At 74.0% G+C, this 25399-nt stretch carries 24 protein-coding genes; 19 read left to right on the top strand and 5 right to left on the bottom strand.

Annotated features, from left to right (window positions below):
- The first annotated feature begins 221 nt into the window (after nucleotides 1-221).
- From BN2279_RS11010 to mycP, 4 genes are all read left to right on the top strand, one after another.
- The gene (locus BN2279_RS11010) at nucleotides 222-1490 is read left to right on the top strand and encodes an aldehyde dehydrogenase family protein (RefSeq protein WP_079032062.1); all 1269 of its coding nucleotides are present in this window, start codon (nucleotides 222-224) and stop codon (nucleotides 1488-1490) included.
- Nucleotides 1491-1555: 65 nt separating this feature from the next.
- Entirely contained in the window at nucleotides 1556-2341 is a 786-nt protein-coding gene (locus tag BN2279_RS11005) for a 3-oxoacyl-ACP reductase (protein ID WP_059008515.1), read from the top strand.
- 108 nt (nucleotides 2342-2449) lie between these two features.
- On the top strand, nucleotides 2450-3352 hold the full coding sequence (locus BN2279_RS11000; RefSeq protein WP_059008514.1) for a DUF2510 domain-containing protein: 903 nt from the start codon (nucleotides 2450-2452) through the stop codon (nucleotides 3350-3352).
- 1125 nt (nucleotides 3353-4477) lie between these two features.
- Nucleotides 4478-5704: a type VII secretion-associated serine protease mycosin gene (mycP, locus tag BN2279_RS10990; RefSeq protein WP_059008513.1), complete on the top strand. Its 1227-nt coding sequence runs from the start codon at nucleotides 4478-4480 to the stop codon at nucleotides 5702-5704.
- Here the strand turns inward: mycP and BN2279_RS10985 are convergent.
- On the bottom strand, nucleotides 5664-6638 hold the full coding sequence (locus BN2279_RS10985) for a serine hydrolase (protein WP_079032088.1): 975 nt from the start codon (nucleotides 6636-6638) through the stop codon (nucleotides 5664-5666). The two genes, mycP and BN2279_RS10985, sit on opposite strands and share 41 nt — an antisense overlap.
- Before the next feature lie 129 nt (nucleotides 6639-6767).
- Between BN2279_RS10985 and BN2279_RS10980 the strand changes: the two genes are divergently transcribed.
- Both BN2279_RS10980 and BN2279_RS10975 read left to right on the top strand, forming a co-directional pair.
- Nucleotides 6768-7493 (top strand): SseB family protein, encoded by a 726-nt coding sequence (locus BN2279_RS10980; RefSeq protein ID WP_059008512.1) that lies wholly within the window; start codon nucleotides 6768-6770, stop codon nucleotides 7491-7493.
- Nucleotides 7494-7600: 107 nt separating this feature from the next.
- Nucleotides 7601-8329, top strand: coding sequence for an MIP/aquaporin family protein (locus BN2279_RS10975; RefSeq protein WP_059008511.1), 729 nt, complete (start codon nucleotides 7601-7603; stop codon nucleotides 8327-8329).
- Here BN2279_RS10975 and BN2279_RS10970 read toward each other — a convergent pair.
- On the bottom strand, nucleotides 8307-8654 hold the full coding sequence (locus BN2279_RS10970) for a DUF1844 domain-containing protein (protein WP_059008510.1): 348 nt from the start codon (nucleotides 8652-8654) through the stop codon (nucleotides 8307-8309). The two genes, BN2279_RS10975 and BN2279_RS10970, sit on opposite strands and share 23 nt — an antisense overlap.
- Before the next feature lie 282 nt (nucleotides 8655-8936).
- Here BN2279_RS10970 and infC point away from each other — a divergent pair, with 282 nt between their 5' ends.
- The 7 genes from infC (at nucleotide 8937) to pheT (ending at nucleotide 16274) form a co-directional block, all read left to right on the top strand.
- Nucleotides 8937-9629, top strand: a complete 693-nt coding sequence (infC, locus tag BN2279_RS10965) for a translation initiation factor IF-3 (RefSeq protein ID WP_059008509.1) — start codon at nucleotides 8937-8939, stop codon at nucleotides 9627-9629.
- 62 nt (nucleotides 9630-9691) lie between these two features.
- A complete protein-coding gene (gene rpmI / locus BN2279_RS10960) occupies nucleotides 9692-9886 on the top strand; it encodes a 50S ribosomal protein L35 (RefSeq protein WP_059008508.1) in 195 nt (64 codons plus the stop codon).
- A gap of 113 nt (nucleotides 9887-9999) precedes the next feature.
- The gene (gene rplT, locus BN2279_RS10955) at nucleotides 10000-10386 is read left to right on the top strand and encodes a 50S ribosomal protein L20 (RefSeq protein ID WP_059008507.1); all 387 of its coding nucleotides are present in this window, start codon (nucleotides 10000-10002) and stop codon (nucleotides 10384-10386) included.
- A 124-nt stretch (nucleotides 10387-10510) separates the two neighbouring features.
- Nucleotides 10511-11362, top strand: coding sequence for a TrmH family RNA methyltransferase (locus BN2279_RS10950; RefSeq protein WP_059008506.1), 852 nt, complete (start codon nucleotides 10511-10513; stop codon nucleotides 11360-11362).
- 73 nt (nucleotides 11363-11435) lie between these two features.
- Nucleotides 11436-12515 carry a sensor histidine kinase gene (locus BN2279_RS10945; RefSeq protein WP_059008505.1) on the top strand — a complete coding sequence of 360 codons (1080 nt, stop codon included), beginning with the start codon at nucleotides 11436-11438 and terminating at the stop codon, nucleotides 12513-12515.
- 124 nt (nucleotides 12516-12639) lie between these two features.
- The gene (gene pheS, locus BN2279_RS10940) at nucleotides 12640-13764 is read left to right on the top strand and encodes a phenylalanine--tRNA ligase subunit alpha (RefSeq protein ID WP_059008504.1); all 1125 of its coding nucleotides are present in this window, start codon (nucleotides 12640-12642) and stop codon (nucleotides 13762-13764) included.
- Nucleotides 13764-16274, top strand: a complete 2511-nt coding sequence (gene pheT, locus BN2279_RS10935; protein WP_059008503.1) for a phenylalanine--tRNA ligase subunit beta — start codon at nucleotides 13764-13766, stop codon at nucleotides 16272-16274. The genes pheS and pheT overlap by 1 nt, the downstream gene beginning before the upstream one ends.
- A 35-nt stretch (nucleotides 16275-16309) precedes the next feature.
- Here the strand turns inward: pheT and ligD are convergent, their stop codons facing one another.
- Entirely contained in the window at nucleotides 16310-17197 is an 888-nt protein-coding gene (gene ligD, locus BN2279_RS10930; RefSeq protein ID WP_059008502.1) for a non-homologous end-joining DNA ligase, read from the bottom strand.
- A 30-nt stretch (nucleotides 17198-17227) separates the two neighbouring features.
- Here ligD and ku point away from each other — a divergent pair, with 30 nt between their 5' ends.
- Nucleotides 17228-18208 (top strand): non-homologous end joining protein Ku, encoded by a 981-nt coding sequence (ku, locus tag BN2279_RS10925; protein ID WP_059008733.1) that lies wholly within the window; start codon nucleotides 17228-17230, stop codon nucleotides 18206-18208.
- 535 nt (nucleotides 18209-18743) lie between these two features.
- Nucleotides 18744-20030, top strand: a complete 1287-nt coding sequence (locus BN2279_RS10920) for a glycoside hydrolase family 10-like protein (protein ID WP_059008501.1) — start codon at nucleotides 18744-18746, stop codon at nucleotides 20028-20030.
- Here the strand turns inward: BN2279_RS10920 and BN2279_RS10915 are convergent.
- Together BN2279_RS10915 and BN2279_RS10910 are read right to left on the bottom strand one after the other, a co-directional pair.
- Nucleotides 20011-20442 carry a GNAT family N-acetyltransferase gene (locus tag BN2279_RS10915; protein ID WP_059008500.1) on the bottom strand — a complete coding sequence of 144 codons (432 nt, stop codon included), beginning with the start codon at nucleotides 20440-20442 and terminating at the stop codon, nucleotides 20011-20013. The two genes, BN2279_RS10920 and BN2279_RS10915, sit on opposite strands and share 20 nt — an antisense overlap.
- Nucleotides 20443-20525: 83 nt before the next feature.
- Entirely contained in the window at nucleotides 20526-20723 is a 198-nt protein-coding gene (locus tag BN2279_RS10910; RefSeq protein ID WP_059008499.1) for a DUF1918 domain-containing protein, read from the bottom strand.
- Between the two features lie 222 nt (nucleotides 20724-20945).
- Between BN2279_RS10910 and BN2279_RS10905 the strand changes: the two genes are divergently transcribed.
- The 4 genes from BN2279_RS10905 (at nucleotide 20946) to argJ (ending at nucleotide 25385) form a co-directional block, all read left to right on the top strand.
- Nucleotides 20946-21506, top strand: a complete 561-nt coding sequence (locus BN2279_RS10905) for a histidine phosphatase family protein (RefSeq protein ID WP_059008498.1) — start codon at nucleotides 20946-20948, stop codon at nucleotides 21504-21506.
- A 138-nt stretch (nucleotides 21507-21644) separates the two neighbouring features.
- A complete protein-coding gene (locus tag BN2279_RS10900) occupies nucleotides 21645-23081 on the top strand; it encodes a phytoene desaturase family protein (RefSeq protein WP_234347731.1) in 1437 nt (478 codons plus the stop codon).
- Nucleotides 23082-23208: 127 nt separating this feature from the next.
- Nucleotides 23209-24237 (top strand): N-acetyl-gamma-glutamyl-phosphate reductase, encoded by a 1029-nt coding sequence (gene argC, locus BN2279_RS10895; protein ID WP_059008496.1) that lies wholly within the window; start codon nucleotides 23209-23211, stop codon nucleotides 24235-24237.
- Nucleotides 24234-25385 (top strand): bifunctional glutamate N-acetyltransferase/amino-acid acetyltransferase ArgJ, encoded by a 1152-nt coding sequence (argJ, locus tag BN2279_RS10890; protein WP_059008495.1) that lies wholly within the window; start codon nucleotides 24234-24236, stop codon nucleotides 25383-25385. The genes argC and argJ overlap by 4 nt, the downstream gene beginning before the upstream one ends.
- Nucleotides 25386-25399 lie beyond the last annotated feature (14 nt).

Genomic DNA, 25399 nt, shown 5'->3' with positions numbered 1-25399 from the left:
GTGCAGGACGAGCCGCAGGCCCAGGAGCACCTGTCTCTTATACACACTCCGAGCCCACGAGACAGGCAACCTGTCTCTTATACACACTCCGAGCCCACGAGACTCTTAAAAAAAAAAAAAAAGAAATAAAAAAAAAAAAAAAAAAAAAAAAGACCTCTTGTACGTTGATCGTTTCCCGCCACCCCCCCACTCCCCCTCGCCTGTCTCGTCGGCAGCGTCAGATGTGGAGAAGAGCCCGCCGCCGCCGCGCCCACGACCGAGGCGAACGGGCCCGGCTGCTGCGCCGGTTCGCCTCGGTCGTGGACGCGGCGGCGGAGGAGCTGGCGCTGCTGGAGGTCCGCCAGGCCGGGCACCCGCTGGGCAACGCCCGCTGGGAGGCGGGCAACGTCCGCGACCTGCTCGACTACGCCGCCGGGGGAGTGGAGCGGCTGACCGGCCGTCAGATCCCGGTCGCGGGCGGCCTCGACGTCACCTTCCACGAGCCGCTCGGCACCGTCGCCGTCATCGCGCCGTGGAACTTCCCGATGCCCGTGGCCGCCTGGGGCACCGCGCCCGCGCTCGCCGCCGGGAACGCCGTGCTCCTCAAACCGGCCGAGACCACCCCGCTGACCGCGCTCCGCCTGGCCGAACTCGCCCTGGACGCCGGGCTGCCCGAGGGCCTGTTCCAGGTGCTGCCCGGCGCCGGTCCGGTCACCGGCACGGCCCTGGTGGACCATCCGGGCGTCGCCAAGGTGGTGTTCACCGGCTCCACCGCCGTCGGCAGGAGCATCATGGCCCGCTGCGCGGCCCGGGTGAAGCGCGTGACCCTCGAACTCGGCGGCAAGAGCCCCAACATCGTCTTCGCCGACGCGGACATCGAGCGCGCCGCCGCCACCGCCCCGGGCGCGTTCCTCGACAACACCGGGCAGGACTGCTGCGCCCGCAGCCGCATCCTCGTCCAGCGGACCGTGTACGACCGGTTCCTCGCCCTGCTGGAACCGGCCGTGCGCGCAGTCCGCGCCGGTGACCCGGCCGATCCGGCCACCGCCATGGGCCCGTTGATCTCCGCCGCGCAGCGGGAGCGCGTACGGTCCTACGTCACCGAGGACGCGCCCGCGGCCATCCGGGGCGAGGTCCCGGCGGGCAAGGGGTACTGGTACCCGGCGACCGTGCTGGAGTCCCACGCCGCCGGGGACCGGGCCGCCGTCGAGGAGATCTTCGGGCCGGTCGCCGTCGTCACGCCCTTCGAGGACGAGGACGAGGCGGTCCGGCTCGCCAACGCCGGGGAGTACGGGCTCTCCGGCTCGATCTGGACCCGCGACGTGGGCCGCGCCGTGCGCGTGGCGCGCGGTGTCGCCGCCGGGAACCTCTCGGTCAACTCGCACAGCAGCGTCCGGTACACCACCCCCTTCGGCGGGTTCAAGCAGTCGGGCCTGGGCCGCGAACTGGGACCGGACGCCCTGGCGGCGTTCACCGAGACCAAGAACGTCTTCCTCGACACCGGGCACTGAGCACCGGACCCCGGGCGCCCGGGACCGGCGACACCCCGGCCACACCCCAGCGACAAGGAGAACCAGTGACCGACACCACCGCCGTCTGCCGCCGCCTCGTGGGCCGCACCGCCGTCGTCACCGGGGCGGGCAGCGGCATCGGTCTGGCGACCGTCCGCAGGCTGGCAGCCGAGGGCGCCCACGTGGTCTGCGCCGACGTGGACGCCGAGCGCGGCGAGGCCGCCGCGGCCGAGGTCGGCGGCCGGTACGCGCACACCGACGTCACCGACGCCGAGCAGGTCGAGGCGCTGTTCCGGACCGCCCACGACACGTACGGCTCGGTCGACATCGCCTTCAACAACGCGGGCATCTCGCCGCCCGACGACGACTCCATCCTCACCACGGGACTCGACGCCTGGCAGCGCGTCCAGCAGACCAACCTCACCTCGGTCTACCTGTGCTGCAAGGCCGTGATCCCCTACATGCGCCGCCAGGGCAAGGGCTCGATCATCAACACCGCCTCCTTCGTCGCGGTGATGGGCGCCGCCACCTCCCAGATCAGCTACACCGCCTCCAAGGGCGGCGTGCTCGCCATGTCCCGCGAACTGGGCGTCCAGTTCGCCCGCGAGGGCATCCGCGTCAACGCCCTCTGCCCGGGGCCGGTCAACACCCCGCTGCTGAAGGAGCTGTTCGCCAAGGACCCGGAACGCGCCGCGCGCCGCCTGGTCCATGTGCCGGCCGGGCGGTTCGCCGAGCCGGAGGAGATCGCCGCCGCCGTGGCGTTCCTCGCCAGCGACGACTCGTCGTTCGTCAACGCCGCCGGCTTCCTGGTGGACGGCGGCATCTCCGGCGCGTACGTGACGCCGCTCTAGGCGGCCGGGCGGCCGGGCGGGCCGCGGGTGGCCGGAACGTGCGGCCGATTCCAGCCGGAACGGTGCTGGCCGGGTCCGGGGCGGCTGTGAGAGGTTCGCCGGGTGAGCATGACGACCCCTCCCGGCTGGTACCCCGATCCCGGCCACAGCGGTGGCGGGCCCGCGCCGGAGCGCTGGTGGGACGGTTCCGCGTGGACCGCCCACACCCGCGTCCCCGGCGGCGGCCCGCCGGCGTTCCCGGCGTCCGTCGCGCTGCCGGAGTACCAGCCGTTCGGCCCGCCGCCGTCGCCCGCCCCGCCGCCCGGGCGGCGGGGCGTGACCGCCGCCCTCGTCACCGGGGGCGGGGCCCTGGCGGCCGTCCTGGCCGTCATCGCCGTGCTGGTGCTCGGCGGCGACGGCGGGGAGGACGGCGAGCCGCGCGCGGACGATCCCGGCACCTCGGCCGGGGAGGACCCCGGCACCGGGGACGACGACGGGAACGGCGGCGCGGCCGGGGTCACCGGCGCCACGGCGGGCGGCGTCGCGCTGCCCCTCCTCGACGGCTGGACCGAGGGCGAACTCACCGGCGGCGTCTCGGTGACCTCCGGCGAGTACCCGTGCCCCGGCGACGAGAGCCTGCGCTGCGTCGAGGGCGGCGCGTTCCTCTTCGTCCGCCCCGGCATGGGCGGCGTCCCCCCGCGGGAGGTCGCGGTCGCCGACATCGGCGAGAACGAGCGCGAGTCGTACAGCGAGGAGGCGTACGGCGGCGTCACCGACTCCCAGCGCCTGCTGGCCGAGGAGGTCACCGTCGCCGGGCAGGAGGGCTACCGCGTCAGGTCCCGGATCGAGACCGCGGCGGGCACCCAGGCGTACGTGGAGACCGTCGCCTTCCCCGCCCCGGACGACTCCGGCGATCTCGTCATGATCCGGCTGGGATTCGACATCGGGGACGATGCGCCGCAGGTCGCCGATCTCGACCGTCTGGTCCTCGGTGTCAGGACCGTCTCCGGCGGACCCGGTACCGAAGTCTGAGGTCCCGACCGTAGAGTGACCCACGTCGAGCAAGGGCAGCGGGACGCCGCGCGGCCGGGGAGTGTGCGGATGAACACCGAGCAGGGACCGCGAAGTTCACCGCTTCCGCCCCTGCCGCCTCCGATACCGCCCGTTCCCCCGGCGCCCAGCACCAGGCAGACGATCCCGGCCACGAGCCGCGTCGAGGGGCTCGCCGGGGGCGGTGACGACCGCACCGCCGCGGAGGTCGCTCTCTCCGCGTCTCACGACTCCTCATCCTTCTGCTCTTTCCACGGCTGCGTCCACCCCCCCGCCCCACCCCATCCCCTGCGCCGGCAGCGCCGGTGGTGAAAAAAGCCACGGCCGCGCCCTCACCGCCCGCGCCTCCACGGCGAGCCCCTCGACGCGGCTCGTGGCCGCGATCGTCTGCCTGGTGCTGGGCGCCGGGCTGCTCGGCGGGGCCGCCGCCGGGACGTGGCTCGCCGGGGGCGGCGACGACCGCACCGCCGCGGAGGTCGCGTTCGACGACGGCCGGGCGCTGTGGCGGGAGGTCCCCGTGGACGAGCTGTTCCCGCCCGAACTCACCCCCGAGGAGGCCGGTCCCGGCGGCGCCGCCCGGCGCTGGATACGGGTCGCCGTCGCGCCCGACAGCGGCTGCGCCGAGGCGTTCGACCCGCTGCTCGCCGCCGCGCTGGCCCCGGTCGGCTGCCACCGCCTGGTGCGCGCCACCTACACCGACGAGACCGCGACCAACGTCACCACCGTCGGGCTGCTCTTCCCCGAGGCCGACGCGGCGGCCATGGCCGCCCTGGACGAACGGCTCACCGAGGACGGCCTGACCGCCAGGACCGACCTCATGCCCCGTACGTTCCCCGTCCCCGGCACGCCCGCCGAGGACTTCCAGGACCCCCAGCGCGGCTCCTGGACCGTCCAGGTCGTCGCCGGACTGCCCGTCGTCGCCTTCGCGGTCACCGGGTTCGCCGACGGCCGCGCGATATCCGACCCGGAACCGGCCGCCGAGGCCACCGCCGACGGCCGGCACAGCACGATCGCGCTCGCCGGCCTGGGCCACGACGCCCGCGCCCTCGCGGACGGCGTCCCCCGCGGCCTGCGCGCGGCGGCCGGCCGGCAGGCACAGGAGCCCCGATGCCCCCCCGCCGCCGCGCCCTGCCCGCCGCCGTCGCCCGCGGGGCGCTCCTCGCCCCCGGCCCGCCGCTCGGCGCCGCGCCCGCGCACGCCGACTCCATACGCGACCAGCAGCAGTGGGCGCTGGACGCGATCAACGCCCCCGAGGCGTGGGAGACCACCCGCGGCGCGGGCGTCACCGTCGCCGTGCTCGACACCGGCGTCGACGCCTCCCACCCCGACCTGATGGGCGCGGTGCTGGACGGCCACGACTTCGTCGGCATGGGCGCCGAGCCCGGCGATCCCCTGTGGGCCGAGCACGGCACGGCCATGGCCGGCATCATCGCCGGGCGCGGGCACGGCGCGGACCACGGCGACGGCGTGCTGGGCGTCGCCCCCGAGGCCGAGATCCTGCCGGTCCGCGTCCTGCTGGAGGACAACGACCCGGACCGCGACGAGGCCAGGGAAACCCGCTCGGGCGCCCTCGCCGAGGGCATCCGCTGGGCGACCGACCACGGCGCCGACGTCATCAACCTCTCCCTGGGCGACGACAGCGAGTCCGCCCACCCCGACCCCGAGGAGGACGCCGCCGTCCGCTACGCCCTGTCCCAGGGCGTGGTGGTGGTCGCCTCGGCGGGCAACGGCGGCGAGAACGGCAACCCCGTCTCCTACCCCGCCGGTTACCCCGGGGTGATCGCGGTGACGGCCGTGGACCGGGGCGGCAGCCCCACCGAGTTCTCCACCCGCCGCTGGTACGCCACGCTCAGCGCGCCGGGCCAGGACGTCATCGTGGCCGACCCCGACCGCGACTACTACACCGGCTGGGGAACGTCGGCGGCGGCGGCGTTCGTCTCCGGCTCGGCCGCCCTGCTGTGCGCCGCCTACCCCGACCTCTCCCCGGCCCAGATACGGCAGTTGCTCACGGACACCGCGCCGAACCCGCCGGAGGGCGGGCGCAGCGACGCGCTGGGCAGCGGCACCGTGGACCCGGCGGCGGCGCTGGAGGCGGCGGAGGCGTTCACCGCGTCCGGCCCCGCGGACGCGGTGGGCGATTACACGGGGGAGTACTTCGGCCCCGGGCCGCGGCCGGAGGCGTCCGGATCGAGCGGAACGGCCTGGCTGGCGCCCGTGTCGGGGGCGCTGGGGGTGCTGCTGCTGGGCGCCTCGGTGGCGCTCACCGGCGGAACCGCCCGGCTGCGGGCGAGGTTCAGACGCCGGGCCGCTGGCCGGGCCGGCCTGCCGTACTGACCGCGTCGACGGCGGCCACGGCGGCGGCCTCCACGGCCGCTATGCCGTCCGCCTGGGTAAGGTGGCCGTCGGAGACGACGGCCACCAGGTAGTCCTCGCCCCCCGAGGAGACGCGGCCGATGCTGTTGACGTCCCACAGGCCGGTCCCGGAGCGGGGCAGCCAGCCGTTCTTCAGCTCGAACCCCCCGTCGGCCGCGGCCGATATCCCCCAGTCCTGTCCGGCCACCACCCCGGCCATCAGCTCCCGCACATAGGCGCGCGAGGCGGCGTCCAGGGGCGAGTCGTCGCCGTACACCGCCCGCAGCAGGGCTATCTGGTCCCGGCTCGTGGTCTGCGTCAGGCCCCAGTGGCCGTCCGGACCGCCGGTCGTCCCGGTCAGCCCGAGCCGTTCGTTGGCCGCGTCCAGTCCCTCGGCGCCGCCTATGGAGCGCCACAGCTCGTCGGCCGCCGCGTTGTCGCTGTTCCGGATCATGATTTCGGCGTTGCGCCGTTCCGCCGCGGTCAGCTCCCGTTCCTCGTCCTGCGCCTGGAGCAGCAGGGCGGCCAGGATGTTCACCTTGGCGATGCTGGCCGTGTCGTACAGGTCGTCGCCGTACGCGGCGCTCGCGCCGGTCTCCAGGGAGATCACCGCCACCGACATCCGCACCTCGCCCTCGGCGACCAGCGGCTCCACGGCCTCGGCCAGGAGTAGGTCCGCCTCGGTCGGCGGCAGCGCGTCCGGCGCGGCCCCGGAGCGCTCCCAGACGGGCGGCACCCCCGACGCCTCGGTGGACGGGCCGGACGCCGCGGCGTCCGACGTGCCGGGCGTGCCCCCCGTGTCCTCCACTCCCAGCGGGAACGGCCCGGAGTCGCTGACGGCGAGGGCGGTCAGCAGCGCGGTGGTGAGCGTGGTGCCGACCACCAGGGCGGGGCGGACCCGCCACGGCGAACTCATGATCAGCACGTTATCTCTCCGTAGTGACATAGTCATCGCCTGTTGAATGAAGAACGCGTAACAGTAGGCTCGGACAAGCCTGTTACGGGCGCGGGCAGCCGTGCGCGGACGCCGGGATACCCTCGACGCGTGGCGCTCAAAGACATCCCGCGGTCCCCCTTCGCCGACGACGACGGAACGGCGGACCCGGCGCTCGCCCGGGCGCTCGCCGACTGGTCGCGCGACCCGGCGGCCGAGCCCCGGCTCCTGACGGCGCTCACCGGCGCCCGCCTCCTCGTTCCCGTCGTCGCCGTCCTCGGCGAGACCGAGACCGGCCCGGACGGGCTGCGCCGCGAGAAGAGCAGCGACATGGCGGTCCTCACCCTCGCCCTGCCGGACGGCCGCCGCGCCCTGCCGGCCTTCACCGCCACCGAGCACCTGGCCCGCTGGCGCCCCGACGCGCGGCCCGTCGCGGTCACCACCGAGCAGGCGCTGCGCGCCGCCGTCCAGGAGAACGCGGGCGCGCTGGTCCTCGACGTGGCCGGGCCGGTCACCTACGAGCTGTCCGGCGCCGCGCTACGGGCCGTCGCGGCCGGCGCCGATCCGGCCGGCCACCCGGCCGTCGTACGGGCCGTGCGCGACCTGCTGGCGGCGGAGCCCGCGGTGACGACCGCCCATCTGGTCCCCGGCGGCGAGGCCGACGGCGCCCTGGCCCTGTACCTGGAGCCCGCGGCCGACGCGGCGGCCACGGTCGGCCGCCTCGCCCGCGCCCTCGCCGCCGACGAGACCCTCCGCACCCACCTGGTCCGCGGCCTGCACCTGGCGGTCCTGCCCCCCACGACCACCCTCCCCGGCGAGCCGACCTACCGCCGCTGAGCGGACGCCCGCCGGGCCCGCCACCCGTGCGGCGCGGCCCGGGGTGCGTCCGGCGCGCGCCTGGCGAAGACTGCGAGTCAAGTCACCCGTCAGGCAGTGGAGGGCGCATGACCAGCGAGACGTCCGGCGAGTCCGATGTCCGTCCGCTCGCGGCCGAACTGGTCGGCACCCTGGTGCTCGTCTTCTTCGGCGTCGGCTCGGCCGTCCTGGCCGGTGAGTACATCGGCACCCTCGGCATCGCGCTGGCGTTCGCCTTCACGCTCCTGGCCCTCGTGCACGTCCTCGGACCGGTCTCCGGCGCCCACGTCAACCCCGCCGTGACGCTCGGCATGCTGCTCGCGGGCCGGATGAGCCCGCGCGCGGCCGGCGTGTACTGGGCGGCGCAGTTGGTGGGGGCGTTCCTGGGGGCCGCGCTGCTCTTCCTGGTGGCCCATCAGGTGCCGGGGCTGGAGACGAGCGACGCGTTCGGCACCAACGGCTACGACGACCGCTCGGCCGTCGGCCTCTCCCTCGGCGGCTCCTTCGTCGCCGAGGCGGTGCTGACGTTCCTGCTCGTCCTCGTCTTCCTCTCGGTGACCCGCGACATCACCGTGCGCGGCCTCGACGGTCTGCCGCTCGGGCTGGCGCTGGGCGCGGTCAGCCTGATCGGCGTGCCGCTGACCGGCGCCTCGGTCACCCCGGCGCGCAGCTTCGGGCCCGCGCTCTTCGCGGGCGGGGACGCGCTGGCGCAGCTCTGGCTGTTCATCCTGGCGCCGCTGGTCGGCGCCGCGGTCGCGGTGCTCGCGCACCGCGCCGTCGTCGCGGCGCCGGAGGTCAGCCGTGGACCGGCCCGGTGAACTTCTCGCCCGGACCCTGGCCCGGCTCGTCCGGGACGGCGGACGCCTCCCGGAAGGCGAGCTGGAGCGTCTTCAGCCCGTCCCGCAGGGGAGCGGCGTGGTAGGAACCCACCTCGGTCGCGCTCGCCGTCACCAGGCCGGCCAGCGCGGTGATCAGCTTCCGGGCCTCGTCGAGGTCCTTGTGCCGCTCGCCGTCCTCGGCGAGCCCCAGGTTGACCGCGGCGGAACTCATCAGATGCACCGCGACGGTCGTGATCAGCTCGACCGCGGGCACCTCCGCGATGTCCCTGGTCATCCCGCCGATGTCGTCACTCGCGTCGCTCATGGCGCCCAGACTATGCCGGTCCGGCGGGCGGGTGACGCCGGGTGGGCGCCCGGCGTGTGGTCTTGCCGGTCTGAGGTAAGATGGAAGACGACCGGCCGGACACCCATGTGCTCCGGCCCGCAAGTGGAGGGCTCCGCACTCCCACCTGACCGTCCCGAGGGGCGGCAGGTCACTGGTCAGGCTGCGCCCCGCGGTGACACTGCGGCGGTACTCCCGGTCTGCGTGGAGCCCCGCCTGTGTGCCGTCCGGGGCGTTTTTTGACGCCGCGGCGCGGCGGTCCACATGATCTATACCAGCGCGGCTGTTCGCCAGACATCCGCGCGGCGCAACCGAGGAGGCCCCATCAGCGCCGAACCCCGCATCAACGACCGGATCCGCGTCCCCGAGGTGCGACTCGTCGGTCCCAGTGGCGAGCAGGTCGGCATCGTGCCGCTTGCCAAGGCCCTGGAGCTTGCCCAGGAGTACGACCTGGACCTGGTCGAGGTGGCCGCGAACGCCCGCCCGCCGGTCTGCAAGCTCATGGACTACGGGAAGTTCAAGTACGAGTCGGCCATGAAGGCCCGTGAAGCGCGCAAGAACCAGGCGCACACGGTCATCAAGGAGATGAAGCTCCGGCCGAAGATCGACCCGCACGACTACGACACCAAGAAGGGTCACGTCGTCCGGTTCCTGAAGCAGGGGGACAAGGTCAAGATCACGATCATGTTCCGCGGTCGTGAGCAGTCCCGCCCCGAGTTGGGCTTCCGGCTGCTCCAGCGGCTCGCCGAGGACGTCCAGGATCTGGGCTTTGTCGAGTCCAACCCCAAGCAGGACGGCCGGAACATGATCATGGTTCTCGGTCCGCACAAGAAGAAGACCGAGGCGATGGCCGAGGCCCGGGAGGCGCAGGCCGCCCGCAAGGCCGAGCGCCAGCACCAGCAGGAAACCGAGCGCCAGCAGGAAGCTGAGCGCCAGCAGGGGAGGGCCTCGGCCTGACGGCCGGGCAGCCGCCTCCTGCGGGGCACAGACAGCGAAGAGGACGAGGAGAGAACGGCGACATGCCGAAGAACAAGACGCACACCGGTGCCGGTAAGCGCTTCAAGATCAGTGGTTCCGGCAAGGTGATGCGCCAGCGCGCCGGTCGCCGTCACTACCTGGAGCACAAGCCGTCGACGCTGACCCGTCGCCTCGCCGGCACCGCGGAGACGGCTCCGGCCGACGCCAAGAGGATCAAGAAGCTTCTCGGCAAGTGACCCGGCCGCGACCGCACGCCGACATCCGGCGGCGGGCGCCGGGCAGCCGACCGGACCCCATCCGTTCCCGGGCCGCGTGACGACTCCGCGGCCCCGCAACAAGGAGTACACACGTGGCACGCGTCAAGCGGGCAGTCAACGCCCACAAGAAGCGCCGGGCGATTCTCGAGCAGGCCAGCGGCTACCGCGGCCAGCGCTCGCGGCTGTACCGGAAGGCGAAGGAGCAGGTCACCCACTCCCTCGTCTACAACTACAACGACCGCAAGAAGCGCAAGGGCGACTTCCGGCAGCTCTGGATCCAGCGCATCAACGCCGCCGCCCGCGCCAACGGCGTCACCTACAACCGCTTCATCCAGGGCCTGAAGGCCGCTGAGATCGAGGTGGACCGCAAGATGCTCGCCGAGCTGGCGGTCAACGACCCGAACGCGTTCGCCGTGCTGGTCGAGACGGCCCAGAAGGCGCTGCCGAGCGACGTGAACGCGCCGAAGGCCGCCGCCTGAGCGACGTTCCCGCGTCCCCGGCGCCCCGGACCCGCAGGCCCCGTGCCTGCGGGTCCGCCTTTTCCCCCCTCGTCCCCCGGCCCGCGCAGTCCACCGTCCGACGCGCAGAAGTGAGCCGTCCGCCATGGGTCCCGCCGCCGAGCTGATCTCCCCGCGCTCCCCGCGCGCCGCCGCCGCCAGGCGCCTGGCCCGCCGCGCCTTCCGGGGCAAGGAGCGCAGGTTCCTCGCCGAGGGGCCGCAGGCGGTGCGGGAGGCCGTCGCCCACCGCGCCGACGGGCTCGCCACCCTGATCGAGCTGTTCGCCACCCCGGAGGCCGCCGAGCGGCACGCCGACCTCGTCGGCGCGGCGCACGCGGCCGGCGCCCGCGTCCACCTGGCCGACCCGGACGTCGTCGCCGGGATCTCGCAGACCGTCACCCCCCAGGGCCTGGTCGGCGTCTGCCGCTTCCTCGACCGCCCGTTCGCCGGGATCCTCGCCGCCCGGCCCCGGCTGGTCGCCGTGCTCGCCCACGTCCGCGACCCCGGCAACGCCGGTACGGTGCTGCGCTGCGCCGACGCCGCCGGCGCCGACGCCGTGGTGCTCACCGACGCCTCCGTGGACCTGTACAACCCCAAGGCCGTCCGCGCCTCCGCCGGCAGCCTCTTCCACCTGCCGGTGGCCGTCGGTGTCCCCGTCGGGGAGGCCGTGCGCGGCCTGGCCGGCGCCGGGGTGCGGGTGCTGGCCGCCGACGGCGGCGGCGACCGCGACCTGGACGCCGAGCTGGACGCGGACCGGATGGGCGGACCCACCGCGTGGATCTTCGGCAACGAGGCGTGGGGTCTGCCCGCGGAGACCCGCGCGCTCGCCGACGCGGTCGTCCGCGTCCCCCTGCACGGCCGGGCGGAGAGCCTGAACCTCGCCACCGCCGCCGCCGTGTGCCTCTACGCCTCGGCCCGCGCCCAGCGTGCGCCCGGTGGCTGCCGCGCGCCCCGGTGACCGCCCCCGCCGGGGCGGGGCGCACCCGGCGGGCACTAGTAGGCTGACGCGCACTGGGAGAGGGGCGAACGGGATGGACACCGCACCCGGCGCCGGGGAGCTGGACCTCCGGCCCGACGATCTTCCCGACGGGCTGGTGGTCGCCGACCGGCGCGGCCTGGTCACATGCTTCAACGCCGAGGCGGCGCGGCTCACCGGCCGGGCGCCGGGCGCCGCGCTCGGCGTCCCCATCGAGGAGGCGCTCCCGCTGGAGGACCTCGACGGCCGCCGCTGGTGGCGGATCACCGACCCGTACCACGGCCTGGCCACCCGCTCCGGGCAGCCCGAACGGAACCTGCTGCTGCCCGGCGGGCGCGAGGTGCTGGTCTCCGCCCGGTACGTGCGCACCGGCCCCGGCGGGCCCGTACGCCGCCTCGTCGTCACCCTGCGCGGCACCGACGCCAGGAAGCGGACCGAGCGCAGCAACGCCGAGCTGATCGCGACCGTCGCCCACGAGCTGCGCTCCCCGCTCACCTCCGTCAAGGGGTTCACGGCCACCCTTCTCGACAAGTGGGAGCGCTTCACCGACGACCAGAAGCGGCTCATGCTCCAGACCGTCGACGGCGACGCCGACCGCGTCACCCGCCTCATCACCGAGCTGCTCGACGTCTCCCGCATCGACTCCGGCCGCCTGGAGCTGCGCCGCCAGCCCGTCCGCCTGGACGAGGCCGTCCGCCGCCATGTGAAGACGCTGGTCAACGGGGGCTGCCCGGCCGACCGCTTCGACCTGCGCGTCGAGGGACCGCTGCCCGGCCTGTGGGCCGACCCCGACAAGATCGATCAGGTCCTGGTCAACCTGCTGGAAAACGCGGTGCGCCACGGCGCCGGAACCGTCACCATCGAGATGGCCCGTGTACCGCCGAGCAGCACACGACAGGAAGGCATGTCCGTCACCGTGAGCGACGAAGGACCCGGCATCCCCGAAGAGGCGATGCAACGGGTCTTCACGCGTTTCTGGCGCGGCAGCGACCGCGGCGGCACGGGACTCGGGCTGTACATCGTCAAGGGCATCGTCGAGGCCCACGGCGGCACCGTCACCGTCGGCCGGTCCGCCGGGGGCGGCGCCAGGTTCCGATTTATCCTGCCCGCGGGCACCCCGGCGTTCCTCTCCTGACGCCGGCCGGCCGCTCCCGCGGGCTCCCACCGCGTACGGACCGCCACGTGCGCCCCCTTAGACTCGGTCCCGGGCACCCCGGGGCGCGCAGCGGGGCGCAATCCACACGGAAGCACGGGAAGAGATGTCGGCACCCAACAAGTCGTACGACCCTGTCGAGGTCGAGGCACTGAAACCGGAAGAGATCGACCGCGTGCGGAACGAGGCACTCGCGGCGATCGCCGCCGCGGACAGCCTCGACGCGCTGCGCGAGGTCAAGGTCGCGCACGCCGGCGACCGTTCGCCCCTGGCCCTGGCCAACCGCGAGATCGGCGCCCTGCCGCCGCACGCCAAGGCGGACGCGGGCAAGCGCGTCGGCCAGGCCCGGGGCGCGGTCAGCAAGGCGCTCGCCGCCCGCCAGCGGGAGCTGGAGGCGGAGCGCGACGAGCGCGTGCTGGTCGAGGAGGCGGTGGACGTCACCCTGCCCCACGACCGCGTCCCGGCCGGCGCCCGGCACCCGCTGACCACGCTGTCGGAGCGGATCGAGGACATCTTCGTGGCGATGGGCTACGAGGTCGCCGAGGGCCCCGAGGTCGAGGCGGAGTGGTTCAACTTCGACGCGCTCAACCTCGGCCCCGACCACCCGGCCCGCTCCACGCACGACACGTTCTTCGTCGAGGGCGCCAAAGGCGGGTCCGCCGACGCGGACCTGGTGCTGCGCACCCACACCTCGCCGGTGCAAATCCGTTCCATGCTGGACCGCGAGCCGCCGATCTACGTGGTCTGTCCCGGCCGCGTCTACCGCACCGACGAGCTGGACGCCACCCACACGCCGGTGTTCAGCCAGGTCGAGCTGCTCGCCGTGGACGAGGGCCTGACCATGGCCGACCTGAAGGGCACCCTGGACCACATGGTCCAGTCGCTCTTCGGCGAGGGCATGCGGACCCGGCTGCGCCCGGACTACTTCCCGTTCACCGAGCCGTCCGCCGAGATGGACATGGTCTGCTTCCGCTGCCGCGGCGAGTCCGTGGGGAACCCGGACCGGCCCTGCCGTACGTGCTCCAGCGAGGGCTGGATCGAGCTGGGCGGCTGCGGCATGGTCAACCCGCGGGTGCTGGTGGCCTGCGGCATCGACCCGGCCCGGTACAGCGGCTTCGCGTTCGGCTTCGGCATCGAGAGGATGCTGATGTTCCGTCACAACGTCGAGGACATCAGGGACATGATCGAGGGTGACGTGCGCTTCACCCGGCCGTTCGGGATGGAGATCTGATGCGCGTCCCGCTTTCCTGGCTGCGCGAGTACGTCGACCTGCCCGCCGCCGTGACCGGACCCGAGGTCGCGGTCAAGCTCATCGCGGCCGGGCTCGAGGTCGAGACCGTCGAGCGGCTCGGCACCGACATCACCGGCCCCCTCGTCGTCGGCAAGGTGCTGGCGATCGAGGAGCTGACCGGTTTCAAGAAGCCCATCCGGTACTGCCAGGTGGACGTCGGCACCGCCAACGGCACCGGCGAGCCGCAGAACATCATCTGCGGCGCCTCGAACTTCCGCGTCGGCGACAAGGTCGTCGTGGTGCTCCCCGGCGCCGTGCTGCCCGGCGGTTTCGCGATCTCCGCCCGGCCCACCTACGGCAAGGTCTCCGAGGGCATGATCTGCTCGGCGCGCGAGCTGGGCATCGGCGACGACCACGCCGGCATCATCGTCCTGCCGCCCGAGCACGAGGCGGGCACCGACGCCATCGAGTTGCTCGAACTCGTCGACGAGGTGCTGGACATCGCGGTCAACCCCGACCGGGGGTACTGCCTGTCGATGCGCGGCGTCGCCCGCGAGACGGCGACCGCCTTCGGGCTGCCGCTGCGCGACCCCGCGCTGCTGGACGTGCCCGAGGCGAACGGGGACGGCTTCCCCGTCGAGATCAAGGACCCGGCGGCGTGCGACCGTTTCGTCGCCCGCACCGTCACCGGTCTGCGGCCCGAGGCGCACGCGCCGATCTGGCTCCAGCGGCGGCTCCAGAAGGCTGGCATGCGGCCCATCTCGCTCGCCGTCGACGTCACCAACTACGTGATGCTGGAGATCGGCCAGCCGCTCCACGCCTACGACCGGTCCCGGCTGACCGGGCCCCTCGGGGTCCGGCGCGCCGAGCCGGGCGAGAAGCTGACCACCCTGGACGGCGCGCAGCGGGTCCTGGACCCGGAGGACCTGCTGATCACCGACAGCGGCGGGCCCGTCGGCCTGGCCGGGGTGATGGGCGGCGCCGACACCGAGATCGCCGACGCCGGGGAGTCCGCGCCCGGCACCACCGACATCGTCATCGAGGCGGCGCACTTCGACCCGGTCACCGTGGCCCGCGCCGCCCGCCGGCACAAGCTGTCCAGCGAGGCGGCCCGCCGCTTCGAGCGCGGTGTCGACCCGGAGGCCGCCGCCGCGGCGGCCCAGCGCGCGGTCGATCTGCTGGTGCTGCTCGGCGGCGGCACCGCCGACCCGGGCGTCACCGAGGTCACGGCCCCGGCCGCGCCGCGCGCCATCGTCATCCCGGCCGACCACCCCGACCGGGTCGCGGGCGTGACGTACGGGCGGGAGGCCGTGGTGCGGCGGCTCCAGGAGATCGGCTGCGCCGTCTCCGGCACCGACGAGCTGACCGTCACCCCGCCGAGCTGGCGCCCCGACCTCAACGACCCCAACGACCTGGCCGAGGAGGTCATCCGCCTGGAGGGCTACGAGGCGCTGCCCTCCACGCTCCCGCGCCCCCCGGCCGGGCGCGGGCTGACCGGGCGGCAGCGGCTCCACCGGCGGGTGGGCCGCGCGCTGGCCGGGGCGGGCTATGTCGAGGCGCTGAACTACCCGTTCCTCGGCACGGCCGCGCTGGACGCGCTCGGCCTGCCGGCCGAGGACGACCGCCGCCGCACCGTACGCCTGGTCAACCCCCTCTCCGACGAGGAGCCCTCGCTGCGTACCACGCTGCTGCCGGGGCTGCTGGAGGCGCTGCGCCGCAACCACGGGCGCGGCGCGGGGGACGTCGCCCTCTTCGAGACCGGCCTGGTCTTCCGCGTCACGGGCGACGAGGCGGCCCCGGTGCGGCTGCCGGTCACCGGCCGGCCGTCCGACGAGGAGATCGCGCGGCTCAACGCGTCGCTGCCCCGGCAGCCGCGCCGGGTCGCCGTCGCGCTCGCCGGGAACCGCGAGCGGGCGGGCTGGTGGGGCGCCGGCCGCCCGGCCGGCTGGGCGGACGCCGTCGAGGCGGCCCGGACCGTCGCCCGGGAGGCGCGGGCGGAGCTGACCATCGAGAACGACCGGCACGCGCCGTGGCACCCCGGCCGGTGCGCCGCGCTGTACGCGGACGTGGACGGCCGCAGGACCCTCGTCGGCCACGCGGGTGAGCTGCACCCGCGGGTGGTCAAGGCGCTGGGCCTGCCGGCGCGGACGTGCGCGATGGAGGCCGACCTCGACCTGCTGGCGCGGGCCGGGGGCGGGCCGGCGAGCGCGCCGCGGATCTCGTCGTTCCCGGTGGCCACGCAGGACGGCGCGCTGGTCGTGGACGCGTCGGTCCCGGCGGCCGAGGTGGAGGCCGCGCTGCGGTCGGGCGCGGGTGAACTGCTGGAGTCGCTGCGGCTGTTCGACATCTTCACCGGCGAGCAGCTCGGCGCGGGCCGGAAGTCGCTGGCGTACGCGCTGCGGTTCCGCGCGCCGGACCGCACGCTGACCGCCGAGGAGGCCACGGCCGCCCGCGAGGCGGCGGTGGCGGCGGCGGTCGCCCGTACCGGTGCGGCGCTGCGCGGCGCCTGATCCGGCGGTACGTCCCCCGCCCGCGCCTCGCTGTTTCAGCGCAGCGCGGGCAGGGGGGCCGCCTCGGCCGGGTCGGTCAGGGGCAGCAGCAGGTCGCCGAGGGCGGCCAGGCGGTCCGGGATGTCGGCGAGGTGGAAGTCGAGGGCGGCCGGGTCGGCGCACGTGTCGATCTCGTCCCAGGTGACCGGCGCCGACACGGTGGGCCGGGGGCGGGCGCGGACCGTGTAGGGCGTGGCGGTCGTCTTGCGGGCCGCGTTCTGGCTGTGGTCGATGAACACCTTGCCCGGCCGCAGGTTCCGGGCCATCACCGCGATCGCCAGCCCGGACAGCTCGCCCGCCGCCTCCGTCGCGAGAGCCTTGGCGTACGCCGACGCGTCCGCCGACGGCACGGGCCGCAGCGCGCACAGCAGATGCAGGCCCTTGGAGCCGGAGGTCTTCGCGTACGCGGTCAGGCCGTCCGCCGCCAGCCGGTCGCGCAGCCAGCGCGCCACCACGCAGCAGTCCAGCACGGTGGCCGGGGCGCCGGGGTCGAGGTCGAACACCAGCCGGTCCGCCATCCCCGGGTCGGACGCGCGCCACTGCGGGGTGTGGAACTCCACGACCAGATTCGCGGCCCACGCCAGCGCGGCCAGGTCCTCGACCACCACCTGGCGCATCGAGCCGCCGCCCGAGCGCGGCACCTCGGCCGTCCTCACCCACTCGGGGGTGCCCGGCGGGACGTTCTTGGCGAAGAACCTCTCGCCCTCCGGGCCGTCCGGGTAGCGCAGGAAGCTCACCGGCCGGTCGCGCAGGTGGGGCAGGAGCACGGCGCCGTGGGCGGCGTAGTAGTGGAGCAGCTCGCCCTTGGTCGTGCCGTCCGCGTAGAGGACCTTCTCCAGATTCGACAGCGTCAGACGACGCCCCTCGACCGTGACCACAGGCATACCCTGAGACTGGCACGAAAGGGGCAGATGATGCGAACGGTATGGAAGGGCGCCATCTCGTTTGGCCTGGTCACCATCCCCGTCAAGGTCGTCGGCGCGACCGAGAACCACGCCGTCTCCTTCCGCCAGATCCACACCGCCGACGACGGCCGGATCCGCTACCGCAAGGTGTGCGAGATCGACGGCGAGGAGCTGTCCGGCGACCAGATCGGCAAGGGCTACGAGACGGCGGACGGCACGGTCGTGCAGGTGACCGACGAGGATCTGGCGGCCCTGCCGCTGCCCACCGCCAGGACCGTCGAGATCCTCGGCTTCGTGCCGGTCGCGAGCATCGACCCGTACCAGCTCGACCGCTCGTACTACCTGACCGCCGACGCGGGGGCGGCCAAGCCGTACGTGCTGCTGCGCGAGGCGTTGCGGCGCGCCGAGAAGGGCGCCATCGCCAAGCTCGCGATGCGCGGGCGCGAGACCCTCGCCCTGGTCCGCGCCCTGGAGGGCGAGGAGGTGCTCGGGATGCACACGCTGCTGTGGCCCGACGAGATCCGGCCCGCCGCCGGGCTGGCGCCCGCCGAGAAGGTCACCATCCGGGACGCCGAGCTGGACCTCGCGTACACCCTGATGGACACGCTCGGCGAGGTGGACATGTCCGAGCTGCACGACGAGTACCGGGAGGCCGTGGAGGCGCTGGTCAGCGCCAAGCTCGCCGGGGCCGAGCCGGAGCGGCCGGGGGAGACCGTCCCGGTCGGCGGGAAGGTCGTGGACCTGATGGCCGCGCTGGAGGACAGCGTCCGCAGCGCGCGCCGGACGCGCGGCGAGGGCGAGGAGGCGACCGTCACGCCGATCAAGAAGACGGCCGCGGAGAAGGCCCCGGCGAAGAAGGCGGCCCCGAGGAAGGCGGCGGCGAAGAAGACAGCCACGAAGAAGACGGCGGCCGGGGGAACGGCCAAGAAGGCCGAGACCGGGAAGACCCCCGCGAAGAAGAAGTCCACCCCACGCAAGCGCGCGTCCTGACGGACGGCCCCATGTCCTCGTAATTATTCTCTGATTTTAGTTGTGTTCGCGTAGAGTCTGTACATTCTTTCTTTCTTTTTTTTCTTTTCTTTTTTTTTTTTTTTTTTTTTTTTTTTTTTTCAAGCAGAAGACGGCATACGAGATTTCTGCCTGTCTCGTGGGCTCGGCGTGCGAGTCGGTTCCGGTGTTGGGGAGTGCCGGGAGCGAAGGTCCGTGGAGAGGGGGTCCGCGTCGGGCAAGCGGGCGTTTTGGCGGGTCGTCGTACGGGTTGGGGTTTCGGTGGCTGGGCTGGTGGCGGGCGCTGTGCGTGGTGTGCGGCGGTTCGCTGAGTACCAGTCCGCCGGCTTCGTATGGCCCGGCGAGGTGAACCCGGCCCGTCCGGCGGCGGGTGGAACGGGAGCCGGGGGGTGTGGGGGGCGGTGGTGTTTACTGGCCGGGGCTCCCGCCGTACGGCGTGTCACGGAAGCGTAACGGGGGGAGATTCGTCACGCTGTGCCGGGCATGTGTGACAAAGAGGTACGGCAGGGGGTCGATCATGGGACGGATCAGCCGCAGGAGCCTGGCCTTCGCCGCCGTGGGCACGGTCGCCGGAGCGCTCACGCTCAGCCAGGCGTCGGCGTCCGCGTCGCGGTCCGGGCGGCCGGAGCCGGTGGGCGGCGCGGCCGGCATGCGCGGCATGTGGATCGCGACGGTGGCGAACATCGACTGGCCGGACAAGCCCGGCCTCTCGCCGGACGAGGGCCGCGCCGAGCTGGTCGCGCTGCTGGACGCGGCGGTCGAGAGAAAGCTCACCACCGTGTTCTTCCAGGTGCGGCCGACCGCGGACGCGCTCTGGCCGTCGCCGTACGAGCCGTGGTCGGAGTGGCTCACCGGGGTGCAGGGGCGTGACCCCGGCTGGGATCCGCTGGACGTGGCGGTCCGCGAGGCGCACGCGCGCGGGCTGGCGCTGCACGCCTGGTTCAACCCGTACCGCGTCGCCACGCACGACGACCCGGACCGGCTGACCGAGGACCACCCGGCGCGGCGGCACCCGGAGTGGGTGGTGCCCTACGGCGGGCGGCTGTACTACAACCCGGGGATTCCCGAGGTGCGGGCGTTCGTCCAGGACGCGATGGCGGACGCGGTGGAGACCTACGCGATCGACGGCGTGCACTGGGACGACTACTTCTACCCGTATCCGGTGGCGGGCGAGGAGTTCGACGACGACGACGCGTTCGAGGAGTACGGCGGGGACTTCGACGACCGGGGCGACTGGCGGCGGCACAACATCGACCTGCTGGTGAAGGAGATGCGGGAGCGGGTGCGGGCGGCGAAGCCGGGGCTGCCGTTCGGCGTGAGCCCGTTCGCGGTCTGGCGCAACAAGGGGACGGACCCGCTGGGCTCGGACACCCGGGCCGGGGTCGAGACCTACGACGACCTGTACGCGGACACCCGGACCTGGGTCAGGGAGGGCTGGCTGGACTACGTCGTCCCGCAGGTCTACTGGCACATCGGGTACGAGGCGGCCGACTACGAGACCCTGGTCGCGTGGTGGGCGGACGTCGCCGACGGTACCGGCGTCGATCTGTACATCGGCGAGGCCCTGTACAAGGCGGGCGACCCCGCGCAGCCCGCCGCCTGGCAGGACCCGGCCGAACTGTCGCGCCCCCTGACGCCGTGCGACGGGCATCCGCAGGTCGGCGGCAACGTCTTCTACTCCGCGAGCCACGTCGTCTCCGACCCGATCGGCGCGATGTCGCGGGTGGTGGCCGACCACTACGACGGCACGGCGCGGGCCGCCGGGCCCGGCGGGGTCCGGCAGCTCAGGGGGCGAACCCCATGACCATGATCTGTTCGGGCTGGTCGTAGGGCTGGAAGCCGACCCGGGCGTATACCTCCTGCGCGTCCCGGGTGGCCAGCAGCACGCGCTTCAGCCGGTACGGCGCCAGGTGGTCGCGGATGGCGGCGGCCAGCCGGCCGCCCAGGCCCAGGCCGCGGTGGTCGCGGTCGATGTACACGTCACTGACCCAGGCGAACGTCGCCAGGTCGGTGACCACCCGCGCGTAGCCGACCTGATCACCGGCGGGGCCGTAGACCCCGAAGTTGAGCGACGCCCCGGCGGCCCGGTCGACGGTGGCGCGGTCGCGGCCCCGGGCCCAGTAGGTGTCGGTGGTGAGCCAGTGGTGGACGCGGTCGTAGTCGATCCGGGCGGCGTCGTTCGAGATCTCGTATCCGTCGTCGGTTGAAGTGGCCATGGCAGCGCAGCGTAGGCGCACGGCCCGCCGTGGTCCCACCGGTTTTCGCGGCCCCCGGGGCGGGGCCGACGCGGGGCGTCCGTTCAGCGGCGGCGCCCGCGGGACGGGGAGACGGTCGAGTCCGGACCGGGGGAGACCACGCTCTCGTGGCCGTCCTCCGCGCGGACCCGGTACGGCGGCGCGCCGTCCCGGCCCAGCACTTCCACGATCTCGGTCACCCGGTCGCCCTGCCCGACGGTCCTGCCACGCGTGACGACCCGGTCGCCGGCCTTGGCTCGCATCAGGAGTGCCTCCTGTCGCCTCGTGTGGTGGTCCACGTCACTCCTGTTCCACCGTACGGCCGCCCGGCGCGGGCGGCAGCCCCGGGAGGCGGGCGGTGTGAGGGGCGTTGGGAGGGGCCGTGAGGGTACGTGTCGTTCCGCCCTCGTCCCCGGGTGTGCGGCGGGCGGGCTGTTTACGTCGTGGTAGTGGTGCTCCTATTCGCATGCTCGTACGATCGCGCCATGCTGGTCACGCTGATCGCCGCGGCCCGCGGCACGCCGGTCCCCGACGCGCGTTTCGGTGACGACCGGCCGCTGGACCTCGCCGACTGGCAAGCCCTGGAGCGCGTCATTCCGGCGCTGTTGCCGCTGGCCGCCGCCGAACTCCGTTACTGCTCGCCGACGCTTGCCAGCAGGCAGACCGGCGACGCCCTCGGGCTCGCCCCGCTGGTCCAGGTGGCGCTGCGCGAATGCGACATGGGGCGGTGGCGGGGCATGACCCTGCGCGAGGCCGCCGTCCGTGAGCCGGCGGCCGTGGACGCCTGGCTGGCCGACCCCCGCTCGGCGCCGCACGGCGGGGAGCCGCTGCTGGCCTTCGTCTCCCGGATCGGCGCCTGGCTGGACACCCGGCCGGTCGAGGGCGACGGGCGGATCGTCGCCGTCACCGAGTCCTCGGTGATCCGCGCGGCCATGCTCTACGCGCTCAAGGCGCCCCCGCAGTCGTACTGGCGCACCGAGGTGCACCCGCTGTCCGTGGTCAGCCTCAACGGCTGCCGCGGACGCTGGAGCCTGTGCCTTGGTTGAGGTCAACGCGCGTCACCCGCCCGGGAGTCCGGACTGACTGTGTTGCGCTGTCATGTAGTGTCATCTACTGCTTGTTTTCGTATTAGGACCTGCGGTGACCTACTGATGTCGCTCTCATCTAGTCGCCGGGTGGCGCAGGTGTGTATAAGATACTGGGACGAAGCGATCGTGGTGGGGGCCGGTCCCAACGGGCTGGCCGCCGCCGTCACGCTGGCGCGGCACGGCCTGCGGGTGACCGTGCTGGAGGCGGCCGACGAGATCGGCGGCGGCACGCGCAGCGGTGAACTGACCGTGCCGGGCGTGCTGTTCGACCACTGCTCCTCGACGCACATCATGGGCGCCGGATCGCCGTTCCTCCGCTCGCTCGACCTGAAGCGGTACGGCCTGGAGTGGGCCTGGCCCGAGATCGACCTGGCGCACCCGCTGGACGGGGAGGGCGCCGGGGCGCTGTACCGGTCGGTGGAGGAGACGGCGGCGGGGCTCGGCGAGGACGGCCCGGCCTGGCGGCGGCTGTTCGGGCCGCTGGCCGCCGACGCCGAGGCGATCACCGACGAGGTGATGCGGCCGATGCTGAAGGTTCCCCGGCATCCGGTGCGCATGGCCCGGTTCGGGCTGCGGGCGCTCCAGCCCGCGACGCTGGTCGCCCGCCGCTTCCGCACCGCGCGGGCGCGGGCGCTGTTCGGCGGGGTGGCGGCGCACCTGTTCGGGCCGCTGGAGCAGCCGGTCGGCGCCTCGGTCGGGCTGATGATCATCGCCGCCGGGCACCGGTTCGGGTGGCCGGTCGCCCGGGGCGGCCCGCGGGCCATCGCCGACGCGCTGGCCGCGATGCTGACCGAGGCCGGCGGGCGGGTGGAGACGGGGGTGCGGGTCCGTTCCCTCGACGAGCTGCCGCCGGCCGGGGCGGTGCTGCTGGATCTCGCCCCGGCCGCCGCCGCCGGGGTGGTCGGCGACCGCCTGCCGCCGCGCGTCCGCCGCGCGTACACCCGCTTCCGGCAGGGGCCCGGCGCGTTCAAGCTCGACCTCGCGGTCGAGGGCGGCGTGCCCTGGCGCGACGAGGCGTGCCGCCGCGCGGGCACCCTCCACCTGGGCGGCACGTTCGAGCAGGTGGCGCGGGCGGAGGCGGAGATGAGCCGGGGGCGGATGCCCGAGCGGCCGTTCATGCTGGTCTCCCAGCAGTACCTGGCCGACCCCGGCCGTTCCTCGGGCGACATCCATCCCGTCTCGGCCTACGCGCACGTGCCGCACGGCTGGACCGGCGACGCGACGGAGGCGATGCTCGCCCAGTTCGAACGGTTCGCCCCCGGCACCCGGGAGCGGATCGTCGCGACCGACGCCATGTCCACCGCCGAGCTGGAGCGGTACAACGCCAACTACGTGGGCGGCGACATCGTCGGCGGCGCCAACACCCCGCTCCAGCTCACCATGCGCCCGCGCCTCGCCCTCGACCCGTACCGCACCGGGGTCCCCGGCGTGTACCTCTGCTCGGCGGCCACCCCGCCCGGCGCCGGGGCCCACTGCATGAGCGGCCACAACGCGGCCCTGTCCGCCCTGCGCGCCCTCGGCGTCCGCCACTGAACGCCGGGCGGAAAGCCCGCCCGGCGCGTGCCGGATACGTATACGCCCGCTTCCCCGCGTGGCGGGGGGCGCCATTGCATAAAGCTGCTGCGCTACGTATAGTCATGCTCCACGTATGAGGGAGGCGATGGCGATGCGCGCTGCGGTGGCGGGAGCGAGTGGCTACGCGGGAGGGGAGATCCTGCGGCTGCTGCTCCAGCATCCCCGGATCGAGATCGGCGCCCTGACGGGCAACGCGAACGCGGGCGAGCGCCTCGGCGCTCTCCAGCCCCAGCTCGTCCCGCTGGCCGACCGGGTCCTGGAGCCGACCACCCCCGGGACGCTGGCCGGCCACGACATCGTCTTCCTCGCCCTCCCGCACGGCCACTCGGCCGCCGTCGCCGAGCAGCTCGGCGACAGCGCGCTGATCGTCGACTGCGGCGCCGACTTCCGGCTGCGGGACGCGGCGGACTGGGAGCGGTTCTACGGATCGCCGCACGCCGGCACCTGGCCCTACGGCCTGCCCGAGCTGCCCGGCGCCCGGGAGGCGCTGCGCGGCTCCACCCGCGTCGCGGTCCCCGGGTGCTACCCGACGGCCGTCAGCCTGGCGCTGTTCCCGGCCTACGCGGCGCGGCTCGTCGAGCCGGAGGCGGTGATCGTGGCCGCGTCCGGCACCTCGGGCGCCGGCCGGTCGCTCAAGCCGCATCTGCTGGGCAGCGAGGTCATGGGGGCCATGAGCCCGTACGGCGTCGGCGGCACCCACCGGCACACGCCCGAGATGATCCAGAACCTGTCGGCGGTCGCGGGCGAGCGGGTGACCGTCTCGTTCACCCCGACCCTCGCCCCCATGCCGCGGGGCATCCTCGCCACGTGCAGCGCCCGGGTCAGGCCCGGGGTGACGGGACCGGCGCTGCGCGAGGCGTACGCCAAGGCGTTCGCCGCCGAGCCGTTCGTCCGGCTGCTCCCGGAGGGCCGGTGGCCCACCACCGGCGCCGTCGCCGGCTCCAACGCGGCGCTGGTGCAGGTCGCGCTGGACGAGGACGCCGGGCGCCTGATCGCCATCAGCGCCATCGACAACCTCACCAAGGGCACCGCGGGCGGCGCGGTGCAGAGCATGAACATCGCCCTCGGCCTCCCGGAGGACACGGGGCTCTCGACGATCGGAGTGGCTCCATGAGCGTCACGGCAGCACGGGGATTCACGGCGGCGGGCATCGCCGCCGGGATCAAGGACAGCGGCGCGCCCGACCTCGCGCTCGTCGTCAACCAGGGGCCGCGCGCCGCCGCCGCCGGGGTCTTCACGAGCAACCGCGTCAAGGCGGCCCCTGTCGTCTGGTCCGAGCAGGTCGTCAAGGGCGGCCGGGTCTCCGCCGTCGTCCTCAACTCCGGCGGCGCCAACGCCTGCACCGGGCCGCTCGGCTTCCAGGACACCCACGCCACCGCCGAGAAGGTGGCGGAGGTCCTCGGCACCAGCGCCGCCGAGGTCGCCGTCGCCTCCACCGGCCTCATCGGCATCCCGCTGCCCATGGACAAGCTGCTGCCCGGGATCGCGACGGCCGCCGGGCAGCTCTCCGCCGACGGCGGTGAGCGGGCCGCCATCGCCATCAAGACCACCGACAGCGTCCACAAGACCGCCGTCGCCGAGGGCACCGGCTGGACCGTGGGCGGCATGGCCAAGGGCGCGGGGATGCTCGCCCCCGGCCTGGCCACCATGCTCGTCGTGCTCACCACCGACGCCGACGTCGAGGCCCCCGACCTGGACCGGGCGCTGCGCGCCGCGACCCGGACCACGTTCGACCGCGTCGACTCCGACGGCTGCATGTCCACCAACGACACCGTGCTGCTGCTGGCCTCCGGCGCCTCGGGCACCGTGCCGGACGCGGCGGAGTTCGCCGAGGCCGTCCGCGCCGTCTGCGACGACCTGGCCCGCCAGCTCGTCAAGGACGCCGAGGGCGCCTCCAAGGAGATCCGGATCGAGGTCGTCAACGCCGCCACGGAGGACGACGCCGTCGAGGTCGGCCGCTCCATCGCCCGCAACAACCTGCTGAAGTGCGCCATCCACGGCGAGGACCCCAACTGGGGCCGGGTGCTCTCCGCCATCGGCACCACCTCCGCCGCCTTCGAGCCCGACCGGCTCGACGTCGCGATCAACGGCGTCTGGGTCTGCCGGAACGGCTCGGTCGGCGAGGACCGGGACCTGGTGGACATGCGGCACCGCGAGGTCGTCATCACCGCCGACCTGTCCGCCGGCACCGAGTCCGCCGTGCTGTGGACCAACGACCTCACCGCCGACTACGTCCACGAGAACAGCGCCTACTCCTCCTGACGACCCTCCTTCCG

The organism is Streptomyces specialis, assembly GCF_001493375.1.
In the GTDB taxonomy this organism is placed as follows: domain Bacteria; phylum Actinomycetota; class Actinomycetes; order Streptomycetales; family Streptomycetaceae; genus Streptomyces; species Streptomyces specialis.
This window is presented reverse-complemented; position numbering and strand designations above follow the sequence as displayed.